Raw genomic sequence first — 26,555 nt, 5'->3', positions numbered from 1 at the left:
TCGTCGGATAGAAGAGCGATTGAGCCTCAACCAAACAGGCCCGCGGCGATATTGATCGAGAAGCCCAGGATCGCCGTGTTGAACAGGAACCCGATCAACGATTGCCCCAGCACCACTTTGCGCATGGCGCGGGTCGCCACCCCCACGTCCGCCGTTTGCACGGCCACGCCGATGGTGAAGGAGAAATACAGGAAGTCCCAGTAGTTGGGGGTGCGCAGGTCTTCGGCAAAGCGCAGTGCCGGCTCCTTGCCTTCCCAGGTGTAATACAGGCGCGCGTAATGCACGCTGAAAATCACCCCGATCAGCAGCCATGAGCCGATCACGGTCAGCCCGGTAAAGCCGTAGTGCAGCAGGCGCGCGGTGGTCGGCAGGTCTTTGCTGCCCACCAGTTCGAAGGTGATGGTCGCCAAACTCGCAATGGCGGCGATGCACACGATGAACAGCACCAGGCCGGCGTTTTCGTCTTCGATCTCGGCGATGCGTTTGACGTCCGGGGCCTTGGCGCGGATGGTCAGCCACAGCATCAGCACCAGGTAGGTCCAGACCCCGGTGTTCCAGCCAATGAGGATCTTGCTGACGACGCTGTCGGCCGGCACCAGGATGCCAGCGGCAAGGCCCAGGGCGGCGGCAGCGGAGAGGCGAGGGTGGGTGCGGGCGAGGAAGGGCATGGGGGCTCACAAATGGCTATTTGTGAGCACCTTAGCGCATTTTTTGTGGCGAGCGGGCTTGTCCCGCGTTGGGCTGCGAAGCAGCCCCAAAACATAACCCCGGACCTGCCTGGCACACTGCAGCGCTCTTATTGGGGCTGCTGCGCAGCCCAACGCGGGACAAGCCCGCTCGCGACAGTTACCGTGTCCCCCAAAAAGCCTTAGCTCTTTTTGCGCACCAGCTTCATGACCACCACAAAGAACACCGGCACAAACACCACCGCCAGTGTCGCCGTGATCATCCCGCCAATCACCCCCGTACCAATCGCCTGCTGGCTGGCGGAACTGGCGCCGGTGGCAATGGCCAATGGCACCACGCCGAGGATGAACGCCAGCGACGTCATGATGATCGGGCGCAGGCGCAAGCGCGCGGCCTTGAGGGTGGCGCTCATCAGGTCTTCGCCCTGGTCGTACAGGTCCTTGGCGAACTCGATGATCAGGATCGCGTTTTTCGCCGACAGGCCGATGATGGTGATCAAGCCGACCTTGAAGAACACATCGTTGGGCATGCCGCGCAAGGAAACGGCCACGACCGCGCCGAGTACGCCGAGCGGCACCACCAGCAATACCGACGTGGGGATCGACCAGCTTTCATACAGCGCTGCCAGGCACAGGAACACGATCAGCAGTGACAGACCCAATAGCAACGGCGCCTGGGAGCCGGACAAGCGTTCCTGCAGTGACAACCCGGTCCACTCCTGGCCCAGCCCCGCCGGCAACTGGCTGACCAGGCGCTGGATTTCTTCCATCGCCTCGCCGGTGCTGTGCCCCGGTGCCGCTTCGCCGCTGATGGCGATGGCCGGGTAGCCGTTGTAGCGCGTCAACTGCGCCGGGCCCTGGGTCCATTTGGCTTCGACAAAGGCCGACAGCGGCACCATCTTGCCGGCTTTGTTGCGCACATTGATCTTCATCAAATCCGCCACTTGGCTGCGCTGGTCGCCTTCGGCCTGCACCACCACGCGTTGCATGCGGCCCTGGTTGGGGAAGTCGTTGACGTAGGCCGAGCCGATGGCCGACGACAACACGCTGCCCACATCGGCAAAGGCCACGCCCAATGCGTTGGCCTGCTTGCGGTCCACCTCCAGTTGTACCTGCGGGGCTTCGGCCAGGGCGGTTTCGCGCACGTTGGCCAGGATCGGGCTTTTGCCGGCGGCGTTGAGCAATTCGGTACGTGCCGCCATCAACGCCGCATGACCAACACCGCCGCGGTCCTGCAAGCGGAACTCGAAACCACTGGAGGTGCCCAGGCCGTCCACGGGGGGCGGCAGGATCGCATAGGCAATCGCGTCCTTGAGCTCGCTGAAGGCCATGTTGGCGCGGTCGGCAATCGACGCGGCGGAATCGTCGCTGCTGCGTTGCGACCAATCCTTTAGCGTCGTAAACGCCAGCGCCGCGTTCTGCCCCGAGCCGGAGAAACTGAAACCCATGATCATGGTGGTATCACCCACGCCGGGTTCCCCGGCGTTGTGCGCTTCGATCTGCTCGGCCACCTGCACCGTGCGGTTCTTGCTCGCACCAGGCGGCAACTGGATATCGGTGATGGTGTAGCCCTGGTCTTCCACGGGCAGGAACGAGGAGGGCAGGCGGCTGAACATCCACCCCAGGCCCACCAGCAGCACCAGGTAAATCAACAGGTAACGGCCGCTGCGCTTGAGGGCATAGGCCACCCAGCCTTCGTAGCGATTGGTGAGGCTTTCAAAACGCTGGTTGAACCAGCCGAAGAAGCCGCCCTTGGCGTGGTGATCACCCTTGGCGATCGGCTTGAGCAGCGTCGCGCACAAGGCTGGGGTCAAGGTCAGGGCGAGGAACGCCGAGAACAGGATCGAGGTGGCCATCGACAGCGAGAACTGCTGGTAAATCACCCCCACCGACCCCGGCATGAATGCCATCGGCAGGAATACCGCGACCAGCACCAGGGTGATGCCGATGATGGCGCCGGTGATCTGGCCCATGGCTTTCTTGGTCGCGTCCTTGGGCGACAGGCCCTCGGTGGCCATGATCCGCTCGACGTTCTCCACCACGACGATCGCATCGTCCACCAGGATGCCGATGGCCAGCACCATGCCGAACATGGTCAACACGTTGATCGAGAAGCCCAGCAACAGCATGGTGGCGAAGGTGCCCATCAGCGCGATCGGCACCACCAGCGTCGGGATCAGCGTGTAGCGCACGTTCTGCAGGAACAGGAACATCACCGCGAATACCAGCGCCATGGCTTCGAGCAGGGTGTAGACCACCTTGGTGATCGAGACCTTGACGAACGGCGAGGTGTCGTACGGAATCTTGTATTCCACATTGGCCGGGAAGTAACGCGACAACTCGTCCATCTTCGCCCGCACCAGGGTCGCGGTACTCAGGGCGTTGGCGCCTGGCGACAGTTGCACGCTGACGGCGGTCGAGGGCTTGCCGTTCAGGCGTGTGGAGAACTGGTATTCCTGGCTGCCCACTTCCACACGCGCCACATCGCCGATGCGCACGGTGGACCCGTCCGGGTTGGCCTTGAGCACAATGTCGGCGAACTCCGCCGGCGTAGACAGCTGGCCCTTGACCAGGATCGCCGCCGTGATCTCCTGGGTATTGGTGCCCGGCAAATCACCGATGCTGCCGGCGGAAACCTGTGCGTTCTGTGCGCTGATCGCGGCATTCACGTCGGCCGGCGTGAGGTTGAAGCCGATCAGCTTCTGCGGGTCGATCCAGATGCGCATGGCGCGTTCGGCACCATACAACTGGGCCTTGCCCACCCCGTCCAGGCGCTTGAGCTCGTTCATCACGTTGCGCGCCAGGTAATCGCTGAGCGCCACGTCGTCGAGCTTGCCGTCGTTGGAGGTGAGCGTGACCAGCAGCAGGAAGCCGGCAGACACTTTCTCCACCCGCAAACCTTGCTGGGTCACGGCTTGGGGCAGGCGCGGCTCCACCGCCTTGAGGCGGTTCTGCACATCGACCTGGGCCATTTCCGGGTTGGTGCCCGGCTGGAAGGTCGCGGTAATGGTTGCCGAACCCAGGCTGCTCTGGGATTCGAAATACAGCAGGTGATCGGCACCGTTGAGCTCCTGCTCGATCAGGCTGACCACACTTTCATCCAGGGTCTGGGCCGAAGCGCCCGGGTACACCGCGTAGATTTCCACTTTCGGTGGTGCGACGTCGGGGTACTGGGCCACCGGCAACTGCGGGATGGCCAGCGCACCGGCCAGCAGGATGAACATGGCCACCACCCAGGCGAACACCGGGCGGTCAATAAAAAACTGCGGCATGGCGGGTTATTCCTTTACGAGCGGGCTGTCGTCCACTTCAACTTTTTCACCGGGCCGCGCGTGTTGCAGGCCCTCGACGACGATACGGTCGCCGGCCTTGAGGCCGCTGCTGACGATCCAGCGGTCTTCGATGACCGCGCCCAGTTCCACCGGTTGCAGGCTCACGGTTTGTTCGGCGTCCAGCAACAGCACCATGGGGATACCGGCGCTATCACGGGTGATGGCGCGTTGCGGCACGCTGATGCCTTGTTTGTCGACGGCCTGTTCCAGGCGCACGCGCACGAAGCTGCCGGGCAACAGGTCGAGGTCGGGGTTGGGGAACTCGCTGCGCAGGATGATTTGACCGGTGCCCGGGTCGACGCTGATTTCGGCGAACAGCAACTTGCCTGGCAGCGGATACAGGCTGCCGTCGTCCTGGATCAACGTGGCCTTGGCCTGGTCCTGGCCGACTTGCTTCAAGCTGCCCGCGCGGAAGGCGCGGCGCAGGTCGTTCAGCTCGCGGGTGGACTGGGTCAGGTCGGCGTGAATCGGGTCCAGTTGCTGGATAAGCGCCAGTGGCGTGGCCTCGTTCTGGCCGACCAGCGCACCCTCGGTTACCAGTGCGCGGCCGATGCGCCCGGAAATCGGCGCGGTCACGGTGGCATAGCCCAGGTTCAGCCTGGCGCGCTCGACGGCGGCCTTGTTGGCGGCGACTTCGGCGTTGGTCTGGCGCACGGCGGCGCGGGCGTTGTCGTAGTCCTGGCCGCTGATGGCATTGCCTTCCACCAACTGGCTGTAGCGCTGCTCCTGCAGGCGCGCCTGGAACGCATTGGCCTCGGCTTTGCTCAGGTTGGCCTGGGCACTGTCCAGGTCGGCCTTGAACGGTGCTGGGTCGATGCGAAACAGCACGTCGCCCTGTTTGACGTCATGGCCTTCCTTGAACACCTGTTGCATCACCACCCCGGCGACCCGCGCACGCACTTCTGCAATGCGCGGCGCGGCGATACGCCCGCTCAATTCGCTGGTGATGGACAGGGGCTTGGCTGCAAGGGTTTCGATCCTCACTTTGACCGGGGGCGTTGCCGGTGCCTCACCGGCCGACTTGTCACAGGCGCCGAGTGCCAGCGTCAGGGCCAACAGGCAAAACGGCGCAAACAGATTCTTCGACATGCTCTTATCCCAATATTGACTGGCACATCCTAAGGTCACCTGCGCCGTGGTGCTGTGAAGCTGTGTAGGTCGTCTGTGAAGAAATGTAAGGTGCAGCCCGCAGGGCACCGGGGGCGTATATCCTTGCACAACCTTGCTTACAATGAGGATCAAATGTGGGAGAGGGCTTGCCCCCGATCGCGGTGAATCAGTCAACGACTCTGTATCTGAAGCACCGCCATAGCAGGCAAGTCTGCTCCCACATGGGATTTGTGAACGACACATCACTGTATTTCTGGAAACATCATGCCCAACATCCTCCTGGTCGAAGACGACGCCGCTCTCTCCGAGCTGATTGCCAGCTACCTGGAACGCAACGGTTACCACGTCAGTGTGCTCAGCCGGGGCGATCATGTGCGCGAACGCGCGCGCCTCAACCCGCCCGACCTGGTGATCCTCGACCTGATGCTGCCCGGTCTCGACGGCTTGCAAGTGTGCCGCTTGCTGCGCGCCGACTCGGCGGGCCTGCCGATCCTGATGCTGACCGCCCGTGATGACAGCCATGACCAGGTGCTGGGCCTGGAAATGGGCGCCGATGACTATGTGACCAAACCCTGCGAACCGCGCGTGTTGCTAGCCCGTGTCCGCACATTGCTGCGCCGCAGCAGTCTGTCGGAGCCCCAGGTGGCCAACGACCAGATCGTCATGGGCAACCTGTGCATCGACCTGTCGGAACGCACCGTGAGTTGGCGTGAGCAGGCGGTGGAGTTGTCCAGCGGTGAATACAACCTGCTGGTGGTGCTGGCACGGCATGCCGGCGAGGTGCTCAGCCGCGACCAGATCCTGCAACGCCTGCGCGGCATCGAGTTCAACGGCACCGACCGCTCGGTGGACGTGGCGATTTCCAAGCTGCGCCGCAAATTCGACGACCATGCTGGCGAGGCGCGCAAGATCAAGACCGTGTGGGGCAAGGGCTACCTGTTCAGTCGTTCCGAGTGGGAATGCTGATCCATGTTTCGTGTGCTGCTACGCCTCTACCTGATCACCATCGTCACCTTCAGCGCGGCGATCTACCTGATTCCCAAGCTGGTGGTCCAGGTCTTCGAACACCGTTACCTGGCCTACAACGTCGAGCAGTCCCGGGGCATGCAAACCCTGATCGTCAAACAGTACCAGCGGGCGCCAGTGGAGCGCTGGTCCCAGGTCACCGAGCAACTGGGCCGCGATTTCGCACCGCTGAAAGTTGAACTGCTGCTGCGCCAGGATGCGCGCTACACCCCTGAAGAAGAGGCGCTGCTGGCACAAGGCAAACCGGTGATTCACCTGGGCGAGTGGGGCTGGATGGAGGAAATCAGTTCGCCGATCAATGCGCAGTTCGCGGTCAAGCTGACCGTGCCGCCGGACCCGCTGGACATGAACCTGCTGTACTGGTCGATGAACGTGCTGATCGGCGCCGCGTTACTGGCCTGCCTGTTGGTGTGGCTGCGCCCCCATTGGCGCGACCTGGAGCGCCTCAAAAGCACCGCCGCGCAATTGGGCAAGGGCAACCTGGGTGCACGCACGCATATCCCACCCAGCTCCAATATCGGCAGCCTGGCGGCGGTGTTCGACACCATGGCCGACGATATCGAGCACCTGCTGAACCAGCAGCGAGACTTGCTCAACGCCGTGTCCCACGAGCTGCGCACGCCGTTGACGCGCCTGGACTTCGGCCTAGCCCTGGCGCTGTCCGAAGACTTGCCGCAGGCTAGCCGTGAGCGCCTGCAAAGCCTGGTGGCCCATATTCGTGAGCTGGATGAGCTGGTGTTGGAATTGCTTTCCTACAGTCGCCTGCAAAACCCCGCGCAACTGCCGGAGCGGGTCGACGTGGTGCTCGACGAGTTTATCGACAGCGTATTGGGCAGCGTCGATGACGAACTGGAAAACCCCGAGATTGTCATCGACGTAGTCCTCGACTGCAGCGTCGAGCGCTTCAGTCTTGACCCGCGCTTGACCGCGCGTGCCCTGCAAAACCTGTTGCGCAACGCGACGCGCTACTGTGACAAGCGCATTCAGTTAGGCGTCAAGGTATGCCCCAAGGGCTGTGAAATCTGGGTCGATGACGACGGTATCGGCATCCCGCTGGATCAGCGCGAACGCATCTTCGAACCGTTCTATCGCCTTGACCGCAGCCGCGACCGCGCCACCGGTGGCTTCGGCCTGGGCCTGGCGATCAGCCGGCGCGCCCTCGAAGCCCAGGGCGGCACCTTGACCGCCCAGGCCTCGCCGCTGGGCGGCGCCCGGTTCCGTGTGTGGTTGCCCAGTCAGGCCGATTAGAAAGTTGGCCGGGAAGGGCGCACACTGTGCCCCCGTTTTACCCGAGGAGAGATTGGCAATGACTGGTGTCCACACGTCTGCTCAGCAGGGTTTCTCGTCCCAGGCCGTCACTTATGCCCAGGGCCGCCCGAATTATCCCCGGCAACTCACCGGTTGGCTCAGCGACACGCTGCAGATCAATGCGCACTCTACGGTGATCGACCTGGGGGCGGGCACTGGCAAATTCACGCGCTTGCTCAACACCCTGGCACCGACGCTGATCGCCGTCGAGCCGGTGGACGCCATGGCCGCGCAGTTGCATAAACTGCTGCCCGACGTACGCCTGGTCAACGGCACAGCTGAATCCATCCCCCTGCCAAGCGCGACGGCCGATGCGGTGGTGTGTGCCCAGGCTTTCCATTGGTTTTCCACCGAGGCCGCGCTGGCGGAAATCCACCGTGTGCTTAAACCCGACGGGCGCCTGGGGTTGGTGTGGAATGTGCGCGATGAATCGGTGGATTGGGTGGCCGCCATCACCGCGATCATCACGCCATACGAGGGCGACACCCCGCGTTTTCACACCGGGCGTTGGCGCGAAGCGTTCACCGGCGAGTACTTTTCCGATCCTCAGGTGACGTGTTTCCCCTACAACCATGTCGGCAGCCCGCAGGAAGTGATCATGGATCGCTTCCTCTCCGTGAGCTTTATCGCTGCCTTGCCCGCTGCTGAAAAAGCCCTGGTGACCGAACAATTGCGCACCCTGATCGCGACCCACCCCGCGCTGAAAGGCCGCGACACCGTGGCATTCCCCTATCAGACCCAAGCCTATGTCAGCCACAAACTGACCAAAAAGGCATAAAGTCAGATCACATTGATATAAGTCGTTATAAGAAAAATCGCTATCCTGCGGCCAGAAATTTATAAGGCCGCAGGTAGCAGTGATGGAAGTGGGTAATTTTGGTTTTGTGATTGCTGGCCTGATCGTTGGTTTTATCGTTGGCATGACCGGTGTCGGCGGGGGCTCCTTGATGACCCCGATCCTGTTGTGGTTCGGTATCAACCCGGCCACCGCCGTGGGCACCGACCTGCTGTACGCCGCCATCACCAAGTCCGGTGGGGTGCTGGTGCACAGCAAGAACAAGAACATCGACTGGTCCATCACCGGGTGGCTGACCCTGGGCAGCGTGCCCGCCGTGTTGCTGACCCTGTGGTTCCTCGCCAGCCTGCACACCGACCCCAGCGCCATGAACGCTGTGATCAAGCAGGCTCTCGGCGTGGTGCTGCTGCTGACGGCCCTGGCGATCCTGTTCAAGCAACGGCTGTTGGCCTTCGCCCAACGCCATGCCGGCGACGATTACCATATGCACCCGCGTAACCTGAACACGCTGACGGTGGTGACGGGGGCCGTGCTGGGCACCATGGTCGCCCTGACCTCCATCGGCGCTGGCGCCCTCGGTACGGTGGCGCTGTTTATCCTGTACCCGTTCCTCGCCACGCGGCGCCTGGTGGGGACCGAAATCGCCCACGCCGTGCCCCTGACCCTGGTGGCGGGCCTGGGCCACGCCGGCATGGGCAATATGGACTGGCACCTGTTGGGTTTCTTGCTGATGGGGTCGCTGCCGGGGATCTACCTCGGCAGCCACATGACCGGCAAAGTGCCGGACGCGGTATTGCGCCCGTGCCTGGCGATCATGTTGATGAGCATTGGCTACAAACTGGCCTTTTGAGGTGTACGCCGTTGTGGCAAGCCCGCTCGCCACAGTCGCCCGCCCGCCATGAAAAGTGGTGAAGCCCCATGGTTGATAAGAGGGGGCAGTTTCAAACTTTCGCCGGGCCATTGCCGATTTGCCACACAAACGGCGGCTCGGTGCCATTGATCACCCAATCCCCGACAATTCGCGCCTTGTAGATCACCGGGTTGTGTGACGACACGGTCCGCGCATTGCGCCAATGCCGGTCGAGGGCTTTGCCCTGGCGCACATCCGAGGCCCCCAGCGCGTTGAACAACTCACTGGTGGCACGCTGGATCAACTCCGACACCACCACCTGCGCGGTGGCCGACTCGATTTCGGCGGCCACATTGGCCTCGCGCTCGGCAACATCATCCCCGGCGAACCGTGCCAGGTACGCCCGTTGCGCCGGCACTGCGGCTTTCAACGCAGTGGCTTGAGCGGCATATACCAGCGCCGCGACTTCGCCCACCACTTGCTGAATCTGCGCATCCTGGCTGACATGGGGGGCATTGCCATGGCTGTAGATGCGCTTGCGGTTGCGCACCTGCTGCGCCACATCGTTAAGCGCCGCGCGGCCGATCCCGGCCAGGCTGGCCAGCAGCACGAGCTGGTAAAACGCGGTCTGGTATTTGAAGCGGGTAGCAAAATCGATCACGTTTTCCGCTTCGACCACCGCGTCAGTAAAGCGCGAGGTGCCGCTGCCGGTGGTGCGTTGGCCGAAGCCGTCCCAGTCATCGCTGTGGGCCACGCCAGGCTGGCGCGCGCGGGTGGCGGCGATCACATCGCCACCGGTGTCACTGCGCTGGGCGTAGACATCGATCCAGTCGGCGAAAATGCTGCCAGTGCTGTAGAACTTCTCGCCGTTGAGCTTCCACTGGTCGCCATCCGGGGTGACCTGGGTGACCACATCACCGATGGCCACGTTGCCGATTTCGGTCCAGGCGCAGCCAACGATATCGCCGTCGACAAAGCGCTTGAACCACAGGTCGCGACCGGCACTGGGCGGCGCATTCAAGCGGTCTTCGGCAAAGGCGAAGTGCCCGCGCAGGGCCTGGGGCACATTGGAGTCGGCGGCGGCCAGCTCGATCAGCAGTTCAAACAATTGCGGCAGGGACGCGCCACCGCCACCGTATTCCACGGGCACTCGCACTGCGCCAAAGCCGGCGTCCTTCAGCCACTGGATTGGCTCATAGGGCAGGGCGCGGGTTTGCTCGCGCTGCACCGCGCCTTCGGCGATGCGCTGGAAGATCGGCCGGAAGCGTGCGGCCAGGGTGGGGTAGTCGACGCCAATGGACAGCGGGTTGATGACGTGTTGTTCGGTCATGGGAAAGGCTCCGGGGCAGTGATCGATGCCAGGAGTGATTGCACACTCCGTGCCGGGTGCCGGAGCCCCTGTTTACGGGGGATTTGCCGCGTTCGCTGTTGCTCCAGCAACAGCAAACCGACAAATCGTCGCAAACCCTGACATCGGCATTCACCGCCGCTGGGTGCCGCAGGTTTGCCGCAGCACCCATGGCATGGGCGTTTGCCGCTGGCTGGCACGCTTGCTGCTCAAGCCCTGGGTACATCCCTGTGTGCGAGGTATCGTCAGATGAGTCAACAAGCCGTGAAATTTGCCTATTGGGTGCCCAACGTCAGTGGTGGGCTGGTGGTCAGCAAAATCGAGCAACGCACCCATTGGGGCATCGACTACAACCGCAAACTGGCGCAATTGGCCGAAGAGGCCGGCTTCGAATATGGCCTGACGCAGATTCGCTTTACCGCCGGCTACGGCGCGGAGAACCAGCATGAATCCGTGGCGTTCAGCCATGCCCTGCTGGCAGCGACCACCAAGCTCAAGGTGATTGCGGCGATTTTGCCCGGCCCCTGGCAACCGGCGCTGGCGGCCAAGCAATTGGCGACCATCGATCAACTGACCAATGGCCGTATCGCGGTGAACATCGTCAGTGGCTGGTTCAAGGGCGAGTTCCAGGCCATCGGCGAACATTGGTTGGAACACGATGAGCGCTACCGCCGCTCCGAAGAATTCATCCGTGCCTTGAAAGGCATCTGGAGCCAGGACGACTTCACCTTCAAGGGCGACTTCTATCGCTTCAACAACTACACCCTCAAGCCCAAGCCCCTGGGCCAACCGGAAGTGTTCCAGGGCGGCAGCTCGCGGGCGGCGCGGGATATGGCGGCGCGGGTGTCCGACTGGTACTTCACCAACGGCAACACCCCGGAAGGCATCAAGGCCCAGGTCGACGATATCCGCGCCAAGGCCGCCGCCAACAACCATTCGGTGAAAGTCGGCGTCAACGCCTTCGTGATCGCCCGTGATACCGAGGAAGAAGCCCGCGCCGTGCTCGCGGAAATCATCGACAAGGCCGACCCCGAGGCGGTCAACGCCTTTGGTGATGCGGCCAAACAAGCGGGCAAGGCTTCGCCGGAAGGCGAGGGCAACTGGGCCAAGTCCAGCTTCGAAGACCTGGTGCAATACAACGACGGCTTCAAGACCAACCTGATCGGCACCCCGCAGCAGATTGCCGAGCGCATCGTCGCGCTCAAGGCGGTGGGCGTCGACCTGGTGCTGGCCGGCTTCCTGCACTTCCAGGAAGAAGTGGAGTACTTCGGCAAGCGCGTATTGCCGCTGGTGCGCGAGCTGGAAGCCAAGGCCGGGATCAAGCAGGTGGCCTGAGCGTTTACCGCGTAAACACGAGCACCGCCGCGCGCAATTTGTTGTTGCCGAAGCGGCACATGCGTTCGAACTCGCCATGGCTGACCGGCAAATGCTGGCAGTCCAGGGGCTGGCGGTGCTGGCTGTGGTCCACATCCGGGTCGTGCAGGTAGACGAAGTCATCGTCGCAGTCGGTGATCATCACCCAGTGGGGCGACTTGGAGCGCGTGAGGCGGTAGCTGCTGATCAACACCAGCGGCTGCCCGCCCTCGCGTAATACCCGAGGCAAGTCCAGCGCGCCGCCGAGTACCTGCTCGACGTCGCTGCTGGCCAATTCTTCCTCGAAGGCTTCGTGCACCACGCGCATCACGTCCTTTTTATGTTGATCGCGCACGCCATCGAGAAACAGCGGCCCGCTGACATTCACCTGCATGCGCACCCGAAAACCGCGACGCCAGGCGGCCAGTGCCAGGCCCTGGGGGCTGCAGCCGCCATGGCCGGCGGTCATGAACACGGTGGTCGCTTCCCGCCAGATTTGCAGCTCTTCGCGGCGCAACGCCACGCGCGCAGGCACCAGCGCGCCCATGGCCATCAACAGGCACGCGGCGCCACAGGTGAAATCGGTGGTTTGCGGGTAATACGGCACGCTCTGCGGACGCGCGTCGTGGTGCTGGACGATGCGCTTCTCCAGGCGCAAGGCGGGGGCATGGTCTTCGTAGTAATCGTTGATCAGGGCAAAGCGTCGGTAGCCCGTGCGTTCATACAGGGCGAGGGCGCCGGGGTTGTCGGTGCGCACTTCCAGGCGCAGGTAGGCGCAGTCGTGCTCTACGGCACAGGCCTCGGCGCGGGCCAGCAGTTGTTTGCCCAGGCCCAGGCCGCGTGCGTGCGCGGCGATGGCGATGGAGTACAAACGTGCCAGCGAGGTGCCGCGATGGAACAGCAGCAGCGCATAGCCCAGTAATTGCCCGTCCTGTTCGGCCACCAGCAGTTGGCCGTGGGCGCGGCTGATCATCCACTGGAAACTGCGCGGTGACAGCCGATCGGTGGTGAAACAATGCTGTTCCAGTACGACTAATGCCGGCACATCGCCGGGCGTTGCAACGCGAAAGAAAAGAGCCATATGACCGCCGTAAAAGTTGCGTAACGAAACGGGACTTCTCTAAAAGATCGTGCTTAATAGAAAAGGTCGAGTTCTCTAAAGCGGATCAAATATTATGTCAGCGGTACAAGGTCATTGGCGTGAAGTATCCGAGCAAACTGTCGCGGCGACAATAACTTCCAAAGGTTATTTTTCTGTTTTGCCCAGAGGCGCAAGTCAAGTCGTGATCATTGTCGAGCGCAAGGAAGATTGGGCCTCTTATTTCCCCAGCGAAGACATCGTCACCGCCCAGGAATACCTGGAACACACCCGGGAAAACGAGACGGGCAAGCGCGTGCAGGTAATCAACCTGTGCCGCAGCTACAAGTACCTGGGCCACGGCTACTACTGCTCGCTGCTGGCCGAGGCGCGCGGTCACAAGGTAATTCCGTCGGTGCGTACCATCAGTGAACTGACCCGAAAGTCATTGTATGGCCTGGCGTTGGATGACCTGGATAAAACCCTCGATAAAGCCTTGAGTCATCATCTCTACAGTAATACCGAAGGCTTTACCCTGACCCTTTACTTTGGTCGAACCAATATAGAACCGTTGCAGGAATTGGCCCGTCAATTGTTTGAGGCCTTTCCGTGCCCGATCCTCTTAGTTGAATTCAGAAAGAATAACGGCTGGCACATAGAGGGGGTCAAGTCCGGTGTATTGCACAAGTTGCGCGATGACCAGGAAGATCAATTCGCCCACGCCCTCGACAACTTCAGTCGCAAGATCTGGCGCCAGCCACGTTCACGACGCATGGCCCGCTATGACCTGGCGATTCTTCACGATCCCCAGGAGCAATTGCCGCCGTCCAACGCCCGCGCCCTGGACAATTTCGTGCGGGTCGGCAAGGGGCTGGGTATCGATGTGGAGCTGATCGAGCGCAAAGACTACGCGCGCCTGGCCGAATACGACGCTTTGCTGATCCGTGAGACCACCAGTGTCGACAACCATACCTACCGCTTTGCCAAGAAAGCCGAAAGCGAAGGGTTGGTGGTGATGGATGACCCGGCGTCGATCCTGCGCTGTACCAACAAGGTCTACCTCACCGATTTGCTCAATAGCCATCAACTGGGCATGCCGGCCACCGAGATTCTGTACAAGGAGCGACCGGAAGACTTCGAACGGGTGGGCGAGCGCCTCGGCTTCCCCCTGGTGTTGAAAATCCCCGATGGGTGTTTCTCCCGAGGCGTGATCAAGGTGGAAAGCCAGGAAGCCTTGCTCAAGGCCACCGCCGAACTGTTCGAACATTCGGTCCTGCTGCTGGCCCAGGAGTTTTTCTATACCGAGTACGACTGGCGTATTGGCGTGCTCAACCGCAAGCCGATTTTTGCCTGCCAGTACTTTATGTCCAAGGGCCATTGGCAGATCTACAACCACAAGGCCATCGGCCAGGACATCAACGGCGAATGCCGTACCCTGGCGGTCCATGAGGCGCCCAAGGCGGTGGTGGAACTGGCGGTGAAGACCGCCAACCTGATCGGCGACGGCCTCTACGGCGTAGACCTCAAGCAGTCCGGCGACAAGGTGGTGGTGATCGAAGTCAACGACAACCCCAACCTGGACGCGGGTATCGAAGATGCCTACTTGCAGGACGACCTGTACAGCCTGGTGCTGGAAGAGTTTGTGCGGCGCCTGGAGTTGAAGCGTCAGGGCCAGGCCTGGTGAGTCGGGATGATCCAGCGCTTTGAACTGACCGATGGAAAACTGCGCCGCGGGGACAATGACGATGCCCCGATCCTGCTGTTCAACAACCCTGACCTGGTCGAGCGTGAATGGCTGCGCGACCACCACAAGCTGGATGAACATGCCCTGGCCTCGGCGCTCGATCCCGACGAAGTGTCACGTATCGAATTCCACCCCGACAACCTGTTCCTGATCTGGAAGCGCCCGGAAAACTACTCCGGTGGCGGCAACCTGGTGTTCGAAGTGTCATCCTGCGGCTTGTTGTTTTCGCCTGGCCGCCTGCTGGTGATCGCCCCCGACGAAACCCCGCTGACCGGCCTGGGCAAGCGCCGGCCGCTGCATACGCCGCTCGACGTGTTGCTTGACCTGCTGCTGAACAACATCCACCACTACCTCGGCCACCTCAAGGTGATCAAGCTGGTCGCGCGGGAGTTGCAGCAACAGTTCAACGCGTCCATGAGCAACCATCACCTGATGCAGATGTTCAACCTCAGTGAAAGCCTGATCTATTACATCAACGCGCTGCACAGCAACGGCGCGGTGCTCTCGCGCCTGCGCAACCATGCCGGGAAGGAACAGTTCAGCAGCGAGATTCTGGGTTTGATCGACGACCTGATCATCGAGAACCACCAATGCTACAAACAGGCCGAGATCTATTCCAACGTGTTTTCCGGGTTGATCGACGCGCGCGGCAACCTGATGAACAACAGCATGAACAACCTACTGCGCAAGCTGACCCTGATCAACGTGGTGTTCCTGCCGCTTAACCTGATCGCCAGCATTGGCGGCATGTCGGAGTTCAGCATGATGACGGCGGGGACGCCGTGGTGGGTGTCATACCCGTTGTTTTTGGCGGCGATGGGGTTGGGGGCCGGGTTGATGGTGATGGGGTTGAAGCGCATAGCGGGTGCGGCGACGTGAAGGGGGACGCTGATTCGATGGGCTTATCCGTGGTTGCGCCCTTACGGTGGGCACGAGCCGGAGGCGGGCTTGAATCCGTGGGCCACGGATTCAAGCCGTCTCCGGCCAGCGCGGTTTAACGGGGGCCGAAGCAGAGCAACTGCCGTTCACGCTGTTACTGATTGCGCGTCACCCGCCAGATGGTATTGGCCAAGTCGTCCGCAATGATCAGGGCGCCTTTCGGGTCGACCGTGACGCCTACCGGGCGTCCACGGGTCTTGCCGTCGTCGCCGCGGAAGCCGGTGGCGAAGTCGATGGGCTGGCCGGCTGGCTTGCCATGGCTGAACGGCACGAAGATGACTTTGTAGCCCACCGGGTTGTCGCGGTTCCAACTGCCGTGTTCGCCCACAAATACACCCTCGGCGAATTGTTCACCCATGGCTGGGATGGAAAAGTCGACGCCCAGTGCCGCTACGTGGGAGCCGAGGCTGTAATCGGGCTTGATCGCGGCGGCCACCTTGGCCGGGTTTTGCGGTTGTGCACGCGGGTCGACGTTTTGCCCCCAGTAGCTGTAGGGCCAGCCGTAGAAGGCACCTTCGCGCACCGAGGTCAGGTAGTCGGGCACCAGGTCGGGGCCGAGTTCATCGCGTTCGTTGACCACTGTCCACAGTTGCCCGGAGTCGGGTTGGATCGTCAGGGCCGTCGGGTTGCGCAAGCCGGTGGCGTAGGGTCTGTGCGCGCCGGTGGTGGCATCGACCTGCCAGACCATTGCGCGGTCGATCTCCACTTCCATGCCGCGTTCAGTGATGTTGCTGTTGGAGCCGATGCCCACATACAGGTGGCGCCCATCGTCACTCACGGCCAGGGATTTGGTCCAGTGGTGGTTGATCTGCGCCGGCAGGTCGGTGACTTTGACCGGGGCGCCGCTGGCTTTGGTCTGGCCGTCGGTGTAGTCGAAGCGCACCAGCGCGTCCTGGTTGGCGACGTAGAGTTTACCGTCGGCAAAGGCCAGGCCGTAGGGGGCGTTGAGGTTGTCGGCGAACACGGTTTTCAGTTCATAGGTGCCGTCGCCGTCCGCATCGCGCAGCAGGGTAATGCGGTTGCCGCTCTTGACCTTGGTATTGCCCTGGGCCTTGATCACGCTGGCGATCACATCCTTGGGCTTGAGCTTGGCCGCGCTGCCGCCACGACCTTCGGCAACGAGGATGTCGCCATTGGGCAATACCAGGGTCTGGCGCGGGATGGCCAGGTCGGTGGCGATGGCGGTGACGCTGTAGCCGTCGGGCACCTTGGGCTTCTCGTTGCCCCAGGGCGTGGGTTCGGCAATCTTCATGCTGGGCAGCAGGCTGCTTTGCTGCTCCGGCAGTTTTGGGTCGGGGCCACGGGCCTGGGTGTTGTCGCCTTCGCCGCCGCAGGCACTGAGCAGCAGCGCGGCGCTTAACAGGGTGAGTGTATTGGACGCTTTCATTGGGCAGCTCCCGAGCGCAGGTTAGTCAGGCCGACCCAGGTCGCAACCACGCTCAGCACTGTCACGACCACCGACAGCACCAGGCCGGTCGGCATCATGGCGTAGGCGTCCTTGGCATGCTGGAAAGCGTTGACCAGCCCGAGTACCCAGGTCGCCAATAGCAACAGGCAATACACGGCGGGTCGGCCGACCTTGTGTTCGGCGCGCAGCAGGTTGACCAAGGCGAACAACAGGGCGAATCCACAGAACACCAACGCGCCGGCAATCAGCCAGGAGGCGAAATTGGCCCATTGAATCTGGTAGGTCTGGCCGTAGGCAATGTCACTGATCAGGGCACCGAGAAACAGCGGCACGGTACCCGCCAGCAAGGTGGCATGCAGCGGTCCGGGTGTGTGGCGATAGGCGGGGAGGGTAGTCATGTGGGAACGGCTCCTTGTAAACCAACGCCCCTGGGCGGGGCAGCGCATAGGAAATGAACGCGGTGCCTGTCAGAAAGTTCAGGGTAATTCGTGTCTAAATATGATGATTCAGCCGGAAAGCTGGCATGCTTCATGGCCTCACAAAAGGAGCCGTGCCATGCCCACCCTGCATCTGCTGTGCGGCAAGATTGCCGCCGGCAAATCTACCCTCGCCAAAGAACTGGTCGCCGAACACGCAGCGATCCTGCTCAGTGAAGACACTTGGCTGGCGCAGCTCTACCCTGGGGAGGTTCTCTCGGTGGCCGATTACCTGCGCTGTGCCCAACGCATTCGTGGCGTATTGACGCCGCTGGTGGTTGACCTGTTGAAGTCAGGGCTCAATGTCGTGCTGGATTTTCCGGCCAACACCCTCGCCAATCGAGAGTGGCTGCGTGGCCTGGCGCAGGTGGCACAGGTGCCGCATTGCCTGCATTACCTTGAGTTGGACGACGACACCTGCCGCGCTCGTCTGCACGCACGCAACGCGCGAGGCGAACATGATTTTGCGGCGACCGATGCCGAGTTTGACCTGATCACGCGGCACTTCAGCGTGCCGCGGGTGGAGGAGGGGTTGGTGATCGAGGTGCATCGCCCTTGAGTTCAGGTCTCTTGTGGCGAGCGGGCTTGCCCCGCGTTGGGCTGCGTAGCAGCCCCAAAACCAGCCTCTACAGAGTGTGTCTGATACACCGCGTTCTTCTTGACTGGGGCTGCTGCGCAGCCCAACGCGGGGCAAGCCCTAATGCCGTTCAGTTAAGGTTTTTTTGTAGGAGCGAGGGGGACGCCTAGTTCTTGCTCGCGAAGAACTCACAGACGCCGCGTTCATTCAGGAAACACGCGTTATCGTTGACGTTTTTCGCGAGCAAGCTCGCTCCTACAGAAGGCGATGTCCGCTTAACTGAACGGCATTAGGGCAAGCCCGCTCGCCACAGGGAGATTGGTCGGGGGGGGAGCACATCAAGGTGTCGTCCCCACCCAACGTCTGCGGCGCCCTAGGACTTGAACCGGCCCACCAGCCCATTCAACTCCGCCGACAAGCCGGCCAACCGCCCCGAGTCATCCTGCGCAGAATTGGCCAGGCTCTCCACCAGCCGTGCCTCGTCGTAGATCTGCTGGATATGCCGGTTGATCTCTTCGGCCACGCTGTGCTGTTCCTCGGCGGCGGCCGATATCTGCAGGTTCTGGTCGCGAATCTCGTTGACCGATAACTGGATGCCTTCAAAACTGTCCCGCGCGCTTTCGATGGACGACACACTGGCGCGGGACAGGTCCAGGCAACTGCTCATCTTCTGCGTCACTTCCTCGGTCTTGCTGCCGAGGGTACCGAGCAGTTGTTCGATCTCGCCGGTGGAGTCGGAAGTGCGCTTGGCCAGCGCCCGCACTTCGTCCGCCACCACCGCAAAGCCGCGGCCTTGATCACCCGCCCGGGCGGCTTCAATGGCCGCGTTGAGCGCCAGCAGGTTGGTCTGTTCGGCAATCGCACGGATAGTGCCAATGATCTGGTTGATGCTGCGGCTGCCGGCCTCCAGCTCGACCATGGCTTCGGACGACTCGGTCAAGCGGCGGCCGAGCCGGTTGACGTTGTCCGTGGTCATTTCGATCTGCTGCTTGCCCTCGGCCACGCGGCGATGGCCGTTCTCGGCGGACTCCGCTGCGCCGCTGCACGACCGCGCCACTTCATTGGCGGTGGCCACCATTTCATTGAATGCCGTGGACACCAGTTCGACCGCTTCCCGCTGGCGCCCGGCGGCTTCGTTCATGTTGTGCGCCACTTCGCTGTTGACCCGTGAAGCGTCCTGCAAGTTGGTCGACGCCGCGCCAATATGCTGGATCAACTGGCGGATCGCAGCGAGGAACTTGTTGAACCAACCGGCCAGTTCAGCGGTTTCATCCTTGCCCTGCACCCGCAGTTCGTGGCGCAGGTCTCCTTCGCCCTGGGCGATGGATTGCAAGCCGGTGCTGACCTGACCGATCGGCTTGACGATCACCTTGGAGAACGCCGCGGCGATCAGGCCAAAGATCAGGACCAGCACCGCCACGATGATTGTGGTCAGGTAGGTCATGCGCGTGGCGGCGGCCATCACTTCGTTGTATTCGATCAACCCCACATAACGCCAGCCCAGGCCGGGGGAGGTCCAGATATTGGCCATGTAGCGCACGCCATCGATCACCACTTCGGTCGATCCCTGGGCGGTCTCGGCCAAATGTGCGTACGGCGCGCCAAGGTCCTTGAGCGGCTTGAACCCGTGCTTGGCATCGCGAGGGTCAACCAGGACCACGCCGTCTTCGATCAGCATCACATAGCCGCTTTCGCCCAGCTTGATGCTCTTGACCAGCTCGGTGAGGTTCTTCAGCGACACACTCACCACGAATACGCCCTTGGCCTTGCCGGCGTTATCCAGTAGCGCCCGCGCGGTGCCGACCAGCGCGACGTCATCCTTGTCGTAATAGTAAGCCGGGGTGCGCACGGTCTTGCCGGGGCTGGCCATCGCCGCCTTGTACCAGGGGCGCGTGCGCGGGTCGTACTTGGCCAGTTGCGGGTCGTCGGGCCATTTGACGTAAGTGCCGTCTTCCAGGCCGATGGACAGGATCGCCGCAGAAGGATGGGTCGCGCCAAAACGCGCGAACCGTTCGATCACCTGCTGGGCCTGCGCCGGCAGGGGCTGGCTGGCGGCGTTGTCGGGCCGATAATCCTTGAGGGTGTTCACGGACGTGTATACAGGATCTGCCGCCATTTGATCGACATTCTGCAGCGTACCCTCGAAGAATTGCCGGATATTGCCATCGATCTGGCGTATCTCGCGGGTACTGCCATCGATGAACTGATCGACTGCCTGGGTTCGCGTATTCATCACGGAGATCACCGCGACCAGGCTAACCGGGATAAACGCGACAGATACAAACGCAATGACCAGCTTATTCTTTATTTTCATCGAGACGACCATCAGCGGAGAGGGCGGCCAAATCGCCGAGACACTGCGATTTGCTTTCACCGATGTTTCGGCTCGCTTGGGTTAAAGCTTTAGGGTTTTTTGTACACAATACAATTCTAGATTGTTCTGTATCCAATTGGCAGGCGATGCGCCGAACAACGCTGCGCATCACCTGGGATATCGATGCACAAGGGACCGCTTCAGTCCGCGATGGCGTTCAACGCAGCCAGCGCCTCGTCCGGCACAGCCCATTCGCCCACCGCAAGGTTTTCATGCAAATGGGCCACCGAGGAGGTGCCCGGAATCAACAGGATATTGGGCGAGCGCCGCAACAACCACGCCAGCGCCAATTGCTTCGGTGTTACGCCCAGCCCCTGCGCAACGCTGGATAAGGTCGAAGACTGAACCGGAGTAAATCCACCCAGCGGGAAGAACGGCACATAGGCAATGCCTTCCTCAGCCAGGGTGTCGATCAAGGCGTTGTCGTGTTGATGGGCGATGTTGTACAGGTTCTGCACGCAAACGAACTTGACGATGCGGCGTGCCTCGGCCACTTGGGTCGGCGTGACATTGCTGATGCCAATATGGCGTATCAACCCCTGGTGTTGCAGTTCAGCGAGGGTGTCCAACGCGGCGGCGTTCGAGCCTTCGCACGGGCCCATTGTGGAATGCATCGAACGGAAGTTGACCACGTCCAGCACCTCCAGCCCCAGGTTGCGCAAGTTGTCATGCACCGCCTGCGTCAGTTCTTCCGGGGTGGACGCCGCCAGCCATCCACCTTCAGCGTCACGACGGGCGCCGATCTTGGTGACTATCGTGAGGTCGTCCCGATAGGGATGCAGGGCCTCGTGAATCAGTTGGTTGGTGATATGCGGCCCATAAAAATCGCTGGTATCGATATGGTTGACGCCGCAGGCGACCGCCTCACGCAGCACGGCCAACGCGGCGTCGCGGTCCTTGGGAGGGCCAAATACGCCAGGGCCTGCCAATTGCATCGCGCCGTAACCCATGCGGTTGACCTCGCGGTCGCCCAGTATGAATGTCTTGCTGTTTTTCAAACCTGTCATCGGGGTCGCCCTTGCTTCAGCGGAGTAAGGCTCTAATATGAAGGATCCTTCAGATATTGGAATTCGCATTCCGTGAGCACCCTCAAAGCGTCCTTGAAGCCAAGAAAAACAGCGGTTCAGGCGCGCTCAGCCGCGACTGTCGAGGCCTTGCACACGGCAACCCTTCAGGTTTTGACCCAGCAGGGCCTGATCCGCTGCACAACCACCCGAGTGGCCGAGCGTGCCGGCATGTCGGTGGGCAGCCTCTACCAGTACTACCCGAATCGCGACGCGCTGCTCGCCGCCGTGCTGGCAAAACACCTGGAGTGGGTGGCCGAGGCGGTGGAGCAGGCATGCGCTCGCCATCGGCAGGTGCCGGTGGCTGAGATGGCCGCCGGCCTGGTCACGGCATTGGTGGCCGCCAAGTTACGCGATCAGGGCGCGTCCAAGGCCTTGTATGCCATCGCGGGCGAGCGGGGTGGTGCGGAGCTGGTCGCCCGCATCAATACGCGCATGGTGGCGGCCATCGCCGCGATGCTGGAGACCGCCCCCGATGCGCATTTCGAAGACCCGATCCTGACCGCCGGGATTTCGCTCAGCGCGATCGTCGGCCCGGTCAGGACGTTGCTCGAAGGCAATGCCTCGCCTACGTTCGAAGCCGGTCTTGAACAGCAGACCACGCTGCTGTTGCGGGCTTATCTGCAAGCCCATGGGCGGCCCGCTGCACTTAAGGCGTAGGGCAAGTGTGAACGTGATTACGCACGGTCAGTCCGTTTGCAACGGGGCGGCCGCGGCCAGGATTTCAGCTGTCTCGATCACCCTGGCGTAGTCCATCGCTAGATTGCTCAGCGACAATGCATGCACGTCCTCCGCCGGCCACAGGCGCCCGGCCAAGTCGGTTTGATCGAACGTGTAGCAGGCGTCCGCCGCCACGATTACCTCGAAGCCGAGGTTGCCGCCGGATCGCGCCGTGGCTTCAACCGAGTTGTTGGTGATCACCCCAACGATCACCAACTGCTTGATCGAGCGCACATGCAGCCAACGCTCCAGGCCCGTGGTGGTGAACGCATCCGGGACGTTCTTTTCCAGTACCTGCTCATGCGCCAACGGGCACAAGGCCGGCTGGAATTCACAGCCAGGCTGACCCGGCCAAAAGACCGAGTCGGGAGAGCGAGACATATGTCGGACATGGACAATGGGCCGCTGGGATCGCCGCCACGCGTTGAGCAGGTGCTGCATCTGCAACTCGGCGTGCGGGTTGTTGCGTCGCCCAAGCCTGGGATGGTTCATGCCCTGCTGCATGTCGATGATCAACAAGGCGGCGTTTGTCGCTAACGGTTCCATGGCAGCTCCTTTGACTGGCGAGAAGCGCAACATATCAGTCGATACATGGGCCATGGCAGGGATTTATTCGAAGCCCGCAGCATTTCCCATTACACTGCGGCGCAAAATTTCAGCAAGGATGCTTTGGATGCGTGTGTTATTGAGCGGTGCGTTCCTTTCCATGACCCTCACGGCTCCTGTGATGGCCGAGCCGCGCTCGTTCTCGGTCAATGACCCCAGCGGTCAATACCTGGTGGAGGTGTTGTTTCCAGAGGTGCCGCAAGACCTCCGCCAGCCGGCCCGCGCCCTGGTTACCGTGCGTGACCGGGCCACCCTCCAAACCCTGCAACAGCTGCAAACCCCTGCCGCCAATGTGCCGCTGGATCGCAATGGCAAGACAGACAGCGACCATCTGTTGGGGGCGTATGGCGTGTTGTATTTCGCCGATATCAACGCCGACGGCCGCCAGGACCTGGCTATCCGCAATGGCGAGGACGCCGAGGAGAGCCTGCAGTACCACTACGATGTGTACCTGCAAGACCCGCACAAGCCCCAATGGGTGCTGAACCGGCCATTGACGGAGCTGGCGAACGAAACCTTCGGCGGCATGTTTTCGGTGGACAAGGACGGCATCATCCATTCGCAAACCGACCGTGGCTGCTGCTGGACGCGCTCCAGCCGCCTGCAAATGCGCGAGGGTGAGTTGGTGCGACTGGATGCCTATACCCAGGAACAAGTGCCGCCCACCGAATACGGTGAAAACTCCAGCATGCCCAGCGGCTACATGCTGCGCACCACCGGTGTATTGAAGGACGGCAAGTGGCAGGAAACACCGCGCCTGGAAGGTCCCGTCAACGAAGATCCGCAGTATCTGGCCGGCACCCTCGACGGCAAGATCCCGGTGGCGCTCTGGTATCAGCAACAGGGCGCCGTGTTGATCGGTGAGCTGCGCTACACCAAGAGTGGCAGCGGCAAGCCGATCAAGTTGGTTGGCGACCAAAGCGACTATGACGACAAGCCTTTCGTCTACCTGCACGAATATACCGATGATGGTCATCAGACCGGCATTTGGCGGATCACCCGGGAAACCGTCGAGCCCTATCACTACAGCGGCACCTGGGTCAGTTCCGCCAAGGGGCAGCCGCGTGAACTGGCCATCCAGTTGCGCCCGGAAGACCGTGAACCCGAGTACGAAAAACTCAGTGACGTCGCCCGTGACCAGCGCAGCGGCCACTACCAGATGCGCGATGACTTCCTGGGCCGCGACGGTGATCTGGACCTGGAGATCCTGCCCGAGCGTGATGCCCAGGGCCGGGAGCTTGCACGATTGACCCTGACACTCAACGCCGCTGGAACCTCAAAAACCATCGCCAGCGCGCATCACACGGTTGCGATGGAAACCGAAAACCTGATTATCGTGCCGGAACCCCTGGCGTCTCGGCGCGTTGGCCCGTACCACATCCAACTGGTGAAAAACTTCGCGGTGATCGAACACAACTCGGCGCCGGACAGCCAGGACTACTTCACCGGGATGTACCGCAAGCAGCCTTGACCCGCGCGTCTTCCACCTTCTGAGGCTCAGTGATACCCAATGCCACTACCCATTCGCCTGGCGCGACTGGATGACGCGCCGTTATTGCCCGCCATCGAGCATTCTGCCGCCCAAGCCTTTCAACTGATCGATGGCTTGGGCTGGCTGGCCAGCGCAGGCACCTTGACCGTCGAGCGTCATCGGCAGTGGATCGCGCTGTCGACCTGTTGGGTGGCGGTCGATGCCAACGATCAACCTCAAGGATTTCTGTGCGCAGAACGCCAGGGCGACGACCTGCATATCCATGAGGTGTCGGTCGCTCGGTCGCTGCATGGCCAGGGCTGGGGGCGCAAGCTGGTTGAGGCGGCGATGGACGCTGCGCGCTCACAGGCACTGCGCGCAGTGACCCTGACGACGTTCAGGCAGGTGCCGTGGAATGCACCGTTCTATCGCCGCCTGGGGTTTGAGCTGCAAGCCGAGGCGTCATTGGATCAGCGCTTGGCCGGGATGTTGGCAGACGAGTACGCACACGGCTTTGAGCCCGGCAGCCGCTGCGCCATGGTGTGGCGGGTGGCCAGAGCTTGACCACCCGACGATCTTTCAGCCCGGCCCCCGACTTTGCTGGATGCGGTGGGTCGCCTGTCAGCGATTGAAACGTTCAACCAATGCATATTGGGTGGACGCGGTGCGGGTCAGCTCCTTGCTCAGGTCGGTGGATTGATGCGCCTGGACCGAGGTCTGGTCGGCCAGTGTGGCAATGGTTGTGATGTTGCGGCTGATCTCCTCGGCCACGGCGCTCTGTTCCTCGGTGGCGGCGGCGATCTGGGTGGTCATGTCGGTGATGTGGGACACCGCTTCGCTGATGCCCACCAATGCCTGGTCGGCCTCAAGCACCCAAGCCACGCCTTCCTGGGCCTGGCGATGGCCGTTCTCCATGCTTTGCACGGCATTGTTGGACGACGCCTGGAGCTTGGTGATCAGCCCGTGGATCTGGGTGGTGGATTGCGAGGTGCGTTGTGCCAGCTGTCGGACTTCGTCGGCGACCACGGCAAATCCGCGCCCCATCTCGCCGGCACGGGCCGCTTCGATGGCCGCGTTGAGGGCCAGCAGGTTGGTCTGGTCGGCGATGCCTTTGATCACATCGACGACGGTGCCGATTTCATCGCTGTCCCTGGCCAGCTGCGCCACGGTGACACCCGTTTCGCCGACCACCGCGGAAAGCCGCTCGATGGCTTCGCGGGTATCCCGCGCCACCTCACGGCCGCGCCCGGTCAGCAAGTTGGCTTGCTGGGTGGCATCGGCGGTGCGCTGCACATGGCTGGCGACTTCCTGGGTGGTCGCGGCCATCTGGTTGACGGCGGCCGAGACCTGCTCGGTTTCGACGCGCTGGCGGTCCAGGCCGGTGGAGCTGGCCGTGGCCAGTCGGTCGGATTGCCCGGCCAGCGCACTGAGTTGCTCGGCGCTGTCCTGCAAACGGGTCAGGCAAGTCTTCAGGCGCGCGTTCTGGCTGAGGAACGCGGTTTCCAGGCGTGCCTGGGGACCGGCTTCATCGCTGTACATCTGTGCGATCAAGGCATCGGAGGTGGATGGCTCGACGCCGACCAGCAAGCGCAGGGTCGCGCGCTGGCGCCACTGTGAGCAGAGCAGCGCCACCGGAACCGCGACGCCCACCGCCACGGCAATGGCCAGCGGCGCGCTGAGGAACAGCCCACCCACCGCGCCGGCAAGGCCGGTGGCGATATACGGCACGCAGCTCATCAAGGCCGGCGCCCAGGTGTCCAGGGCGGCCACGGCGGCTTTACCCTGGCTCAGACGCCGATACAGCGCCTGGGCACGCCGGATCTCATCGGCGGTCGGCTTGACCCTGACCGACTCGAAACCCACCACGCGGTTGCCCTCGAAAATCGGCGTGACATAGGCGTTGACCCAATAATGATCGCCGTTTTTCGAGCGATTCTTGACGATGCCCATCCACGGCAGCCCCTGCTTGAGCGCACGCCACATATGGGCAAACACGGCGGGAGGCACGTCGGGATGGCGCACGATATTCTGCGGCGCCCCGATCAGGTCGGCGCGTTCAAAACCGCTGATATCGACAAAAGCATCGTTGCAGTAAGTGATCATCCCATCCACATCGGTGGCGGAAATGAGCTTCTGCGAAGGCGCGAGGGAAATCTCGCGTTGTGTCACTGGCTGGTTATTGCGCATTCGACTACTCCCTGAATTGCTAGCAGGTCATCGGCAACCGTACAGATAAGTTGATGGTATTTCGTCTGACAAGTGCTCTGGCGTGGCTTTATACCGGTGTCG

At 62.1% G+C, this 26,555-nt stretch carries 22 protein-coding genes and 2 pseudogenes; 11 read left to right on the top strand and 13 right to left on the bottom strand.

Features of this window, described 5'->3' with window-relative positions:
- Positions 1–26: 26 nt before the first annotated feature.
- The 3 genes from AB7933_RS19230 to AB7933_RS19220 form a co-directional block, all read right to left on the bottom strand.
- Positions 27–668, bottom strand: coding sequence for a DUF1345 domain-containing protein (locus AB7933_RS19230; RefSeq protein WP_024075806.1), 642 nt, complete (start codon positions 666–668; stop codon positions 27–29).
- A 200-nt stretch (positions 669–868) separates the two neighbouring features.
- A complete protein-coding gene (locus tag AB7933_RS19225; RefSeq protein ID WP_024075805.1) occupies positions 869–3,958 on the bottom strand; it encodes an efflux RND transporter permease subunit in 3,090 nt (1,029 codons plus the stop codon).
- Between the two features lie 6 nt (positions 3,959–3,964).
- Positions 3,965–5,500: an efflux RND transporter periplasmic adaptor subunit gene (locus AB7933_RS19220; protein WP_367268730.1), complete on the bottom strand. Its 1,536-nt coding sequence runs from the start codon at positions 5,498–5,500 to the stop codon at positions 3,965–3,967.
- On the opposite strand from AB7933_RS19220, the gene AB7933_RS19215 reads away from it, so the two are divergent.
- The 4 genes from AB7933_RS19215 to AB7933_RS19200 all read left to right on the top strand — a co-directional run bounded on the left by AB7933_RS19215 (position 5,393) and on the right by AB7933_RS19200 (position 9,108).
- Positions 5,393–6,094, top strand: a complete 702-nt coding sequence (locus AB7933_RS19215; RefSeq protein WP_024075804.1) for a response regulator transcription factor — start codon at positions 5,393–5,395, stop codon at positions 6,092–6,094. The two genes, AB7933_RS19220 and AB7933_RS19215, sit on opposite strands and share 108 nt — an antisense overlap.
- 3 nt (positions 6,095–6,097) lie before the next feature.
- Positions 6,098–7,402 carry an ATP-binding protein gene (locus tag AB7933_RS19210; protein ID WP_024075803.1) on the top strand — a complete coding sequence of 435 codons (1,305 nt, stop codon included), beginning with the start codon at positions 6,098–6,100 and terminating at the stop codon, positions 7,400–7,402.
- A gap of 58 nt (positions 7,403–7,460) precedes the next feature.
- Positions 7,461–8,240, top strand: a complete 780-nt coding sequence (locus AB7933_RS19205) for a class I SAM-dependent methyltransferase (RefSeq protein WP_024075802.1) — start codon at positions 7,461–7,463, stop codon at positions 8,238–8,240.
- Between the two features lie 82 nt (positions 8,241–8,322).
- Positions 8,323–9,108 (top strand): sulfite exporter TauE/SafE family protein, encoded by a 786-nt coding sequence (locus AB7933_RS19200; RefSeq protein ID WP_024075801.1) that lies wholly within the window; start codon positions 8,323–8,325, stop codon positions 9,106–9,108.
- A 91-nt stretch (positions 9,109–9,199) separates the two neighbouring features.
- Here the strand turns inward: AB7933_RS19200 and AB7933_RS19195 are convergent, their stop codons facing one another.
- The gene (locus AB7933_RS19195; RefSeq protein WP_024075800.1) at positions 9,200–10,438 is read right to left on the bottom strand and encodes an acyl-CoA dehydrogenase family protein; all 1,239 of its coding nucleotides are present in this window, start codon (positions 10,436–10,438) and stop codon (positions 9,200–9,202) included.
- A gap of 267 nt (positions 10,439–10,705) precedes the next feature.
- On the opposite strand from AB7933_RS19195, the gene sfnG reads away from it, so the two are divergent.
- Positions 10,706–11,791, top strand: coding sequence for a dimethylsulfone monooxygenase SfnG (gene sfnG / locus AB7933_RS19190; RefSeq protein ID WP_024075799.1), 1,086 nt, complete (start codon positions 10,706–10,708; stop codon positions 11,789–11,791).
- A gap of 4 nt (positions 11,792–11,795) precedes the next feature.
- Here sfnG and AB7933_RS19185 read toward each other — a convergent pair whose 3' ends face one another.
- Entirely contained in the window at positions 11,796–12,890 is a 1,095-nt protein-coding gene (locus AB7933_RS19185; protein WP_024075798.1) for a peptidase C39 family protein, read from the bottom strand.
- Positions 12,891–12,984: 94 nt separating this feature from the next.
- Here AB7933_RS19185 and AB7933_RS19180 point away from each other — a divergent pair, with 94 nt between their 5' ends.
- Positions 12,985–14,571 (top strand): RimK family protein, encoded by a 1,587-nt coding sequence (locus AB7933_RS19180; RefSeq protein WP_024075797.1) that lies wholly within the window; start codon positions 12,985–12,987, stop codon positions 14,569–14,571.
- 6 nt (positions 14,572–14,577) lie between these two features.
- Positions 14,578–15,510 carry a magnesium transporter CorA family protein gene (locus AB7933_RS19175; protein ID WP_024075796.1) on the top strand — a complete coding sequence of 311 codons (933 nt, stop codon included), beginning with the start codon at positions 14,578–14,580 and terminating at the stop codon, positions 15,508–15,510.
- Between the two features lie 154 nt (positions 15,511–15,664).
- Here the strand turns inward: AB7933_RS19175 and AB7933_RS19170 are convergent, their stop codons facing one another.
- Both AB7933_RS19170 and AB7933_RS19165 read right to left on the bottom strand, forming a co-directional pair.
- Positions 15,665–16,957, bottom strand: coding sequence for a PQQ-dependent sugar dehydrogenase (locus AB7933_RS19170; protein WP_024075795.1), 1,293 nt, complete (start codon positions 16,955–16,957; stop codon positions 15,665–15,667).
- Positions 16,954–17,376 (bottom strand): DUF2231 domain-containing protein, encoded by a 423-nt coding sequence (locus AB7933_RS19165; RefSeq protein WP_024075794.1) that lies wholly within the window; start codon positions 17,374–17,376, stop codon positions 16,954–16,956. Before AB7933_RS19165 ends, AB7933_RS19170 begins: the two co-directional genes overlap by 4 nt.
- Positions 17,377–17,533: 157 nt before the next feature.
- On the opposite strand from AB7933_RS19165, the gene AB7933_RS19160 reads away from it, so the two are divergent.
- Positions 17,534–18,013 carry an AAA family ATPase gene (locus AB7933_RS19160; protein ID WP_024075793.1) on the top strand — a complete coding sequence of 160 codons (480 nt, stop codon included), beginning with the start codon at positions 17,534–17,536 and terminating at the stop codon, positions 18,011–18,013.
- Between the two features lie 391 nt (positions 18,014–18,404).
- On the opposite strand, the gene AB7933_RS19155 is transcribed toward AB7933_RS19160, so the two are convergent.
- The 3 genes and pseudogenes from AB7933_RS19155 to AB7933_RS19145 all read right to left on the bottom strand — a co-directional run bounded on the left by AB7933_RS19155 (position 18,405) and on the right by AB7933_RS19145 (position 21,412).
- Complete coding sequence (locus tag AB7933_RS19155; protein WP_370694642.1) at positions 18,405–19,109, bottom strand: methyl-accepting chemotaxis protein; 705 nt, start codon at positions 19,107–19,109, stop codon at positions 18,405–18,407.
- Between the two features lie 198 nt (positions 19,110–19,307).
- Positions 19,308–20,264: pseudogene (locus tag AB7933_RS19150) on the bottom strand (cache domain-containing protein); the annotation flags it as partial.
- A gap of 281 nt (positions 20,265–20,545) precedes the next feature.
- A complete protein-coding gene (locus AB7933_RS19145) occupies positions 20,546–21,412 on the bottom strand; it encodes an aldo/keto reductase family oxidoreductase (RefSeq protein ID WP_024075791.1) in 867 nt (288 codons plus the stop codon).
- A gap of 72 nt (positions 21,413–21,484) precedes the next feature.
- Here AB7933_RS19145 and AB7933_RS19140 point away from each other — a divergent pair, with 72 nt between their 5' ends.
- Positions 21,485–22,129 (top strand): TetR/AcrR family transcriptional regulator, encoded by a 645-nt coding sequence (locus AB7933_RS19140; RefSeq protein WP_024075790.1) that lies wholly within the window; start codon positions 21,485–21,487, stop codon positions 22,127–22,129.
- A gap of 27 nt (positions 22,130–22,156) precedes the next feature.
- On the opposite strand, the gene AB7933_RS19135 is transcribed toward AB7933_RS19140, so the two are convergent.
- Entirely contained in the window at positions 22,157–22,735 is a 579-nt protein-coding gene (locus AB7933_RS19135) for a cysteine hydrolase family protein (protein WP_024075789.1), read from the bottom strand.
- A gap of 127 nt (positions 22,736–22,862) precedes the next feature.
- On the opposite strand from AB7933_RS19135, the gene AB7933_RS19130 reads away from it, so the two are divergent.
- Positions 22,863–24,266, top strand: coding sequence for an XAC2610-related protein (locus AB7933_RS19130; RefSeq protein WP_024075788.1), 1,404 nt, complete (start codon positions 22,863–22,865; stop codon positions 24,264–24,266).
- Positions 24,267–24,305: 39 nt separating this feature from the next.
- On the top strand, positions 24,306–24,830 hold the full coding sequence (locus tag AB7933_RS19125) for a GNAT family N-acetyltransferase (RefSeq protein ID WP_024075787.1): 525 nt from the start codon (positions 24,306–24,308) through the stop codon (positions 24,828–24,830).
- A 57-nt stretch (positions 24,831–24,887) separates the two neighbouring features.
- Here AB7933_RS19125 and AB7933_RS19120 read toward each other — a convergent pair whose 3' ends face one another.
- Both AB7933_RS19120 and AB7933_RS32515 read right to left on the bottom strand, forming a co-directional pair.
- Positions 24,888–25,985: a methyl-accepting chemotaxis protein gene (locus AB7933_RS19120; protein WP_410524631.1), complete on the bottom strand. Its 1,098-nt coding sequence runs from the start codon at positions 25,983–25,985 to the stop codon at positions 24,888–24,890.
- Between the two features lie 195 nt (positions 25,986–26,180).
- Positions 26,181–26,369, bottom strand: a pseudogene (locus AB7933_RS32515) (PAS domain-containing protein); the annotation flags it as partial.
- Positions 26,370–26,555 lie beyond the last annotated feature (186 nt).

The sequence above is a fragment of the Pseudomonas gorinensis genome, assembly GCF_042015035.1.
Lineage (GTDB): Bacteria > Pseudomonadota > Gammaproteobacteria > Pseudomonadales > Pseudomonadaceae > Aquipseudomonas > Aquipseudomonas gorinensis.
The sequence above is the reverse complement of the archived record's forward strand: the minus strand, read 5'-3'. Positions and strand labels throughout refer to the sequence as shown.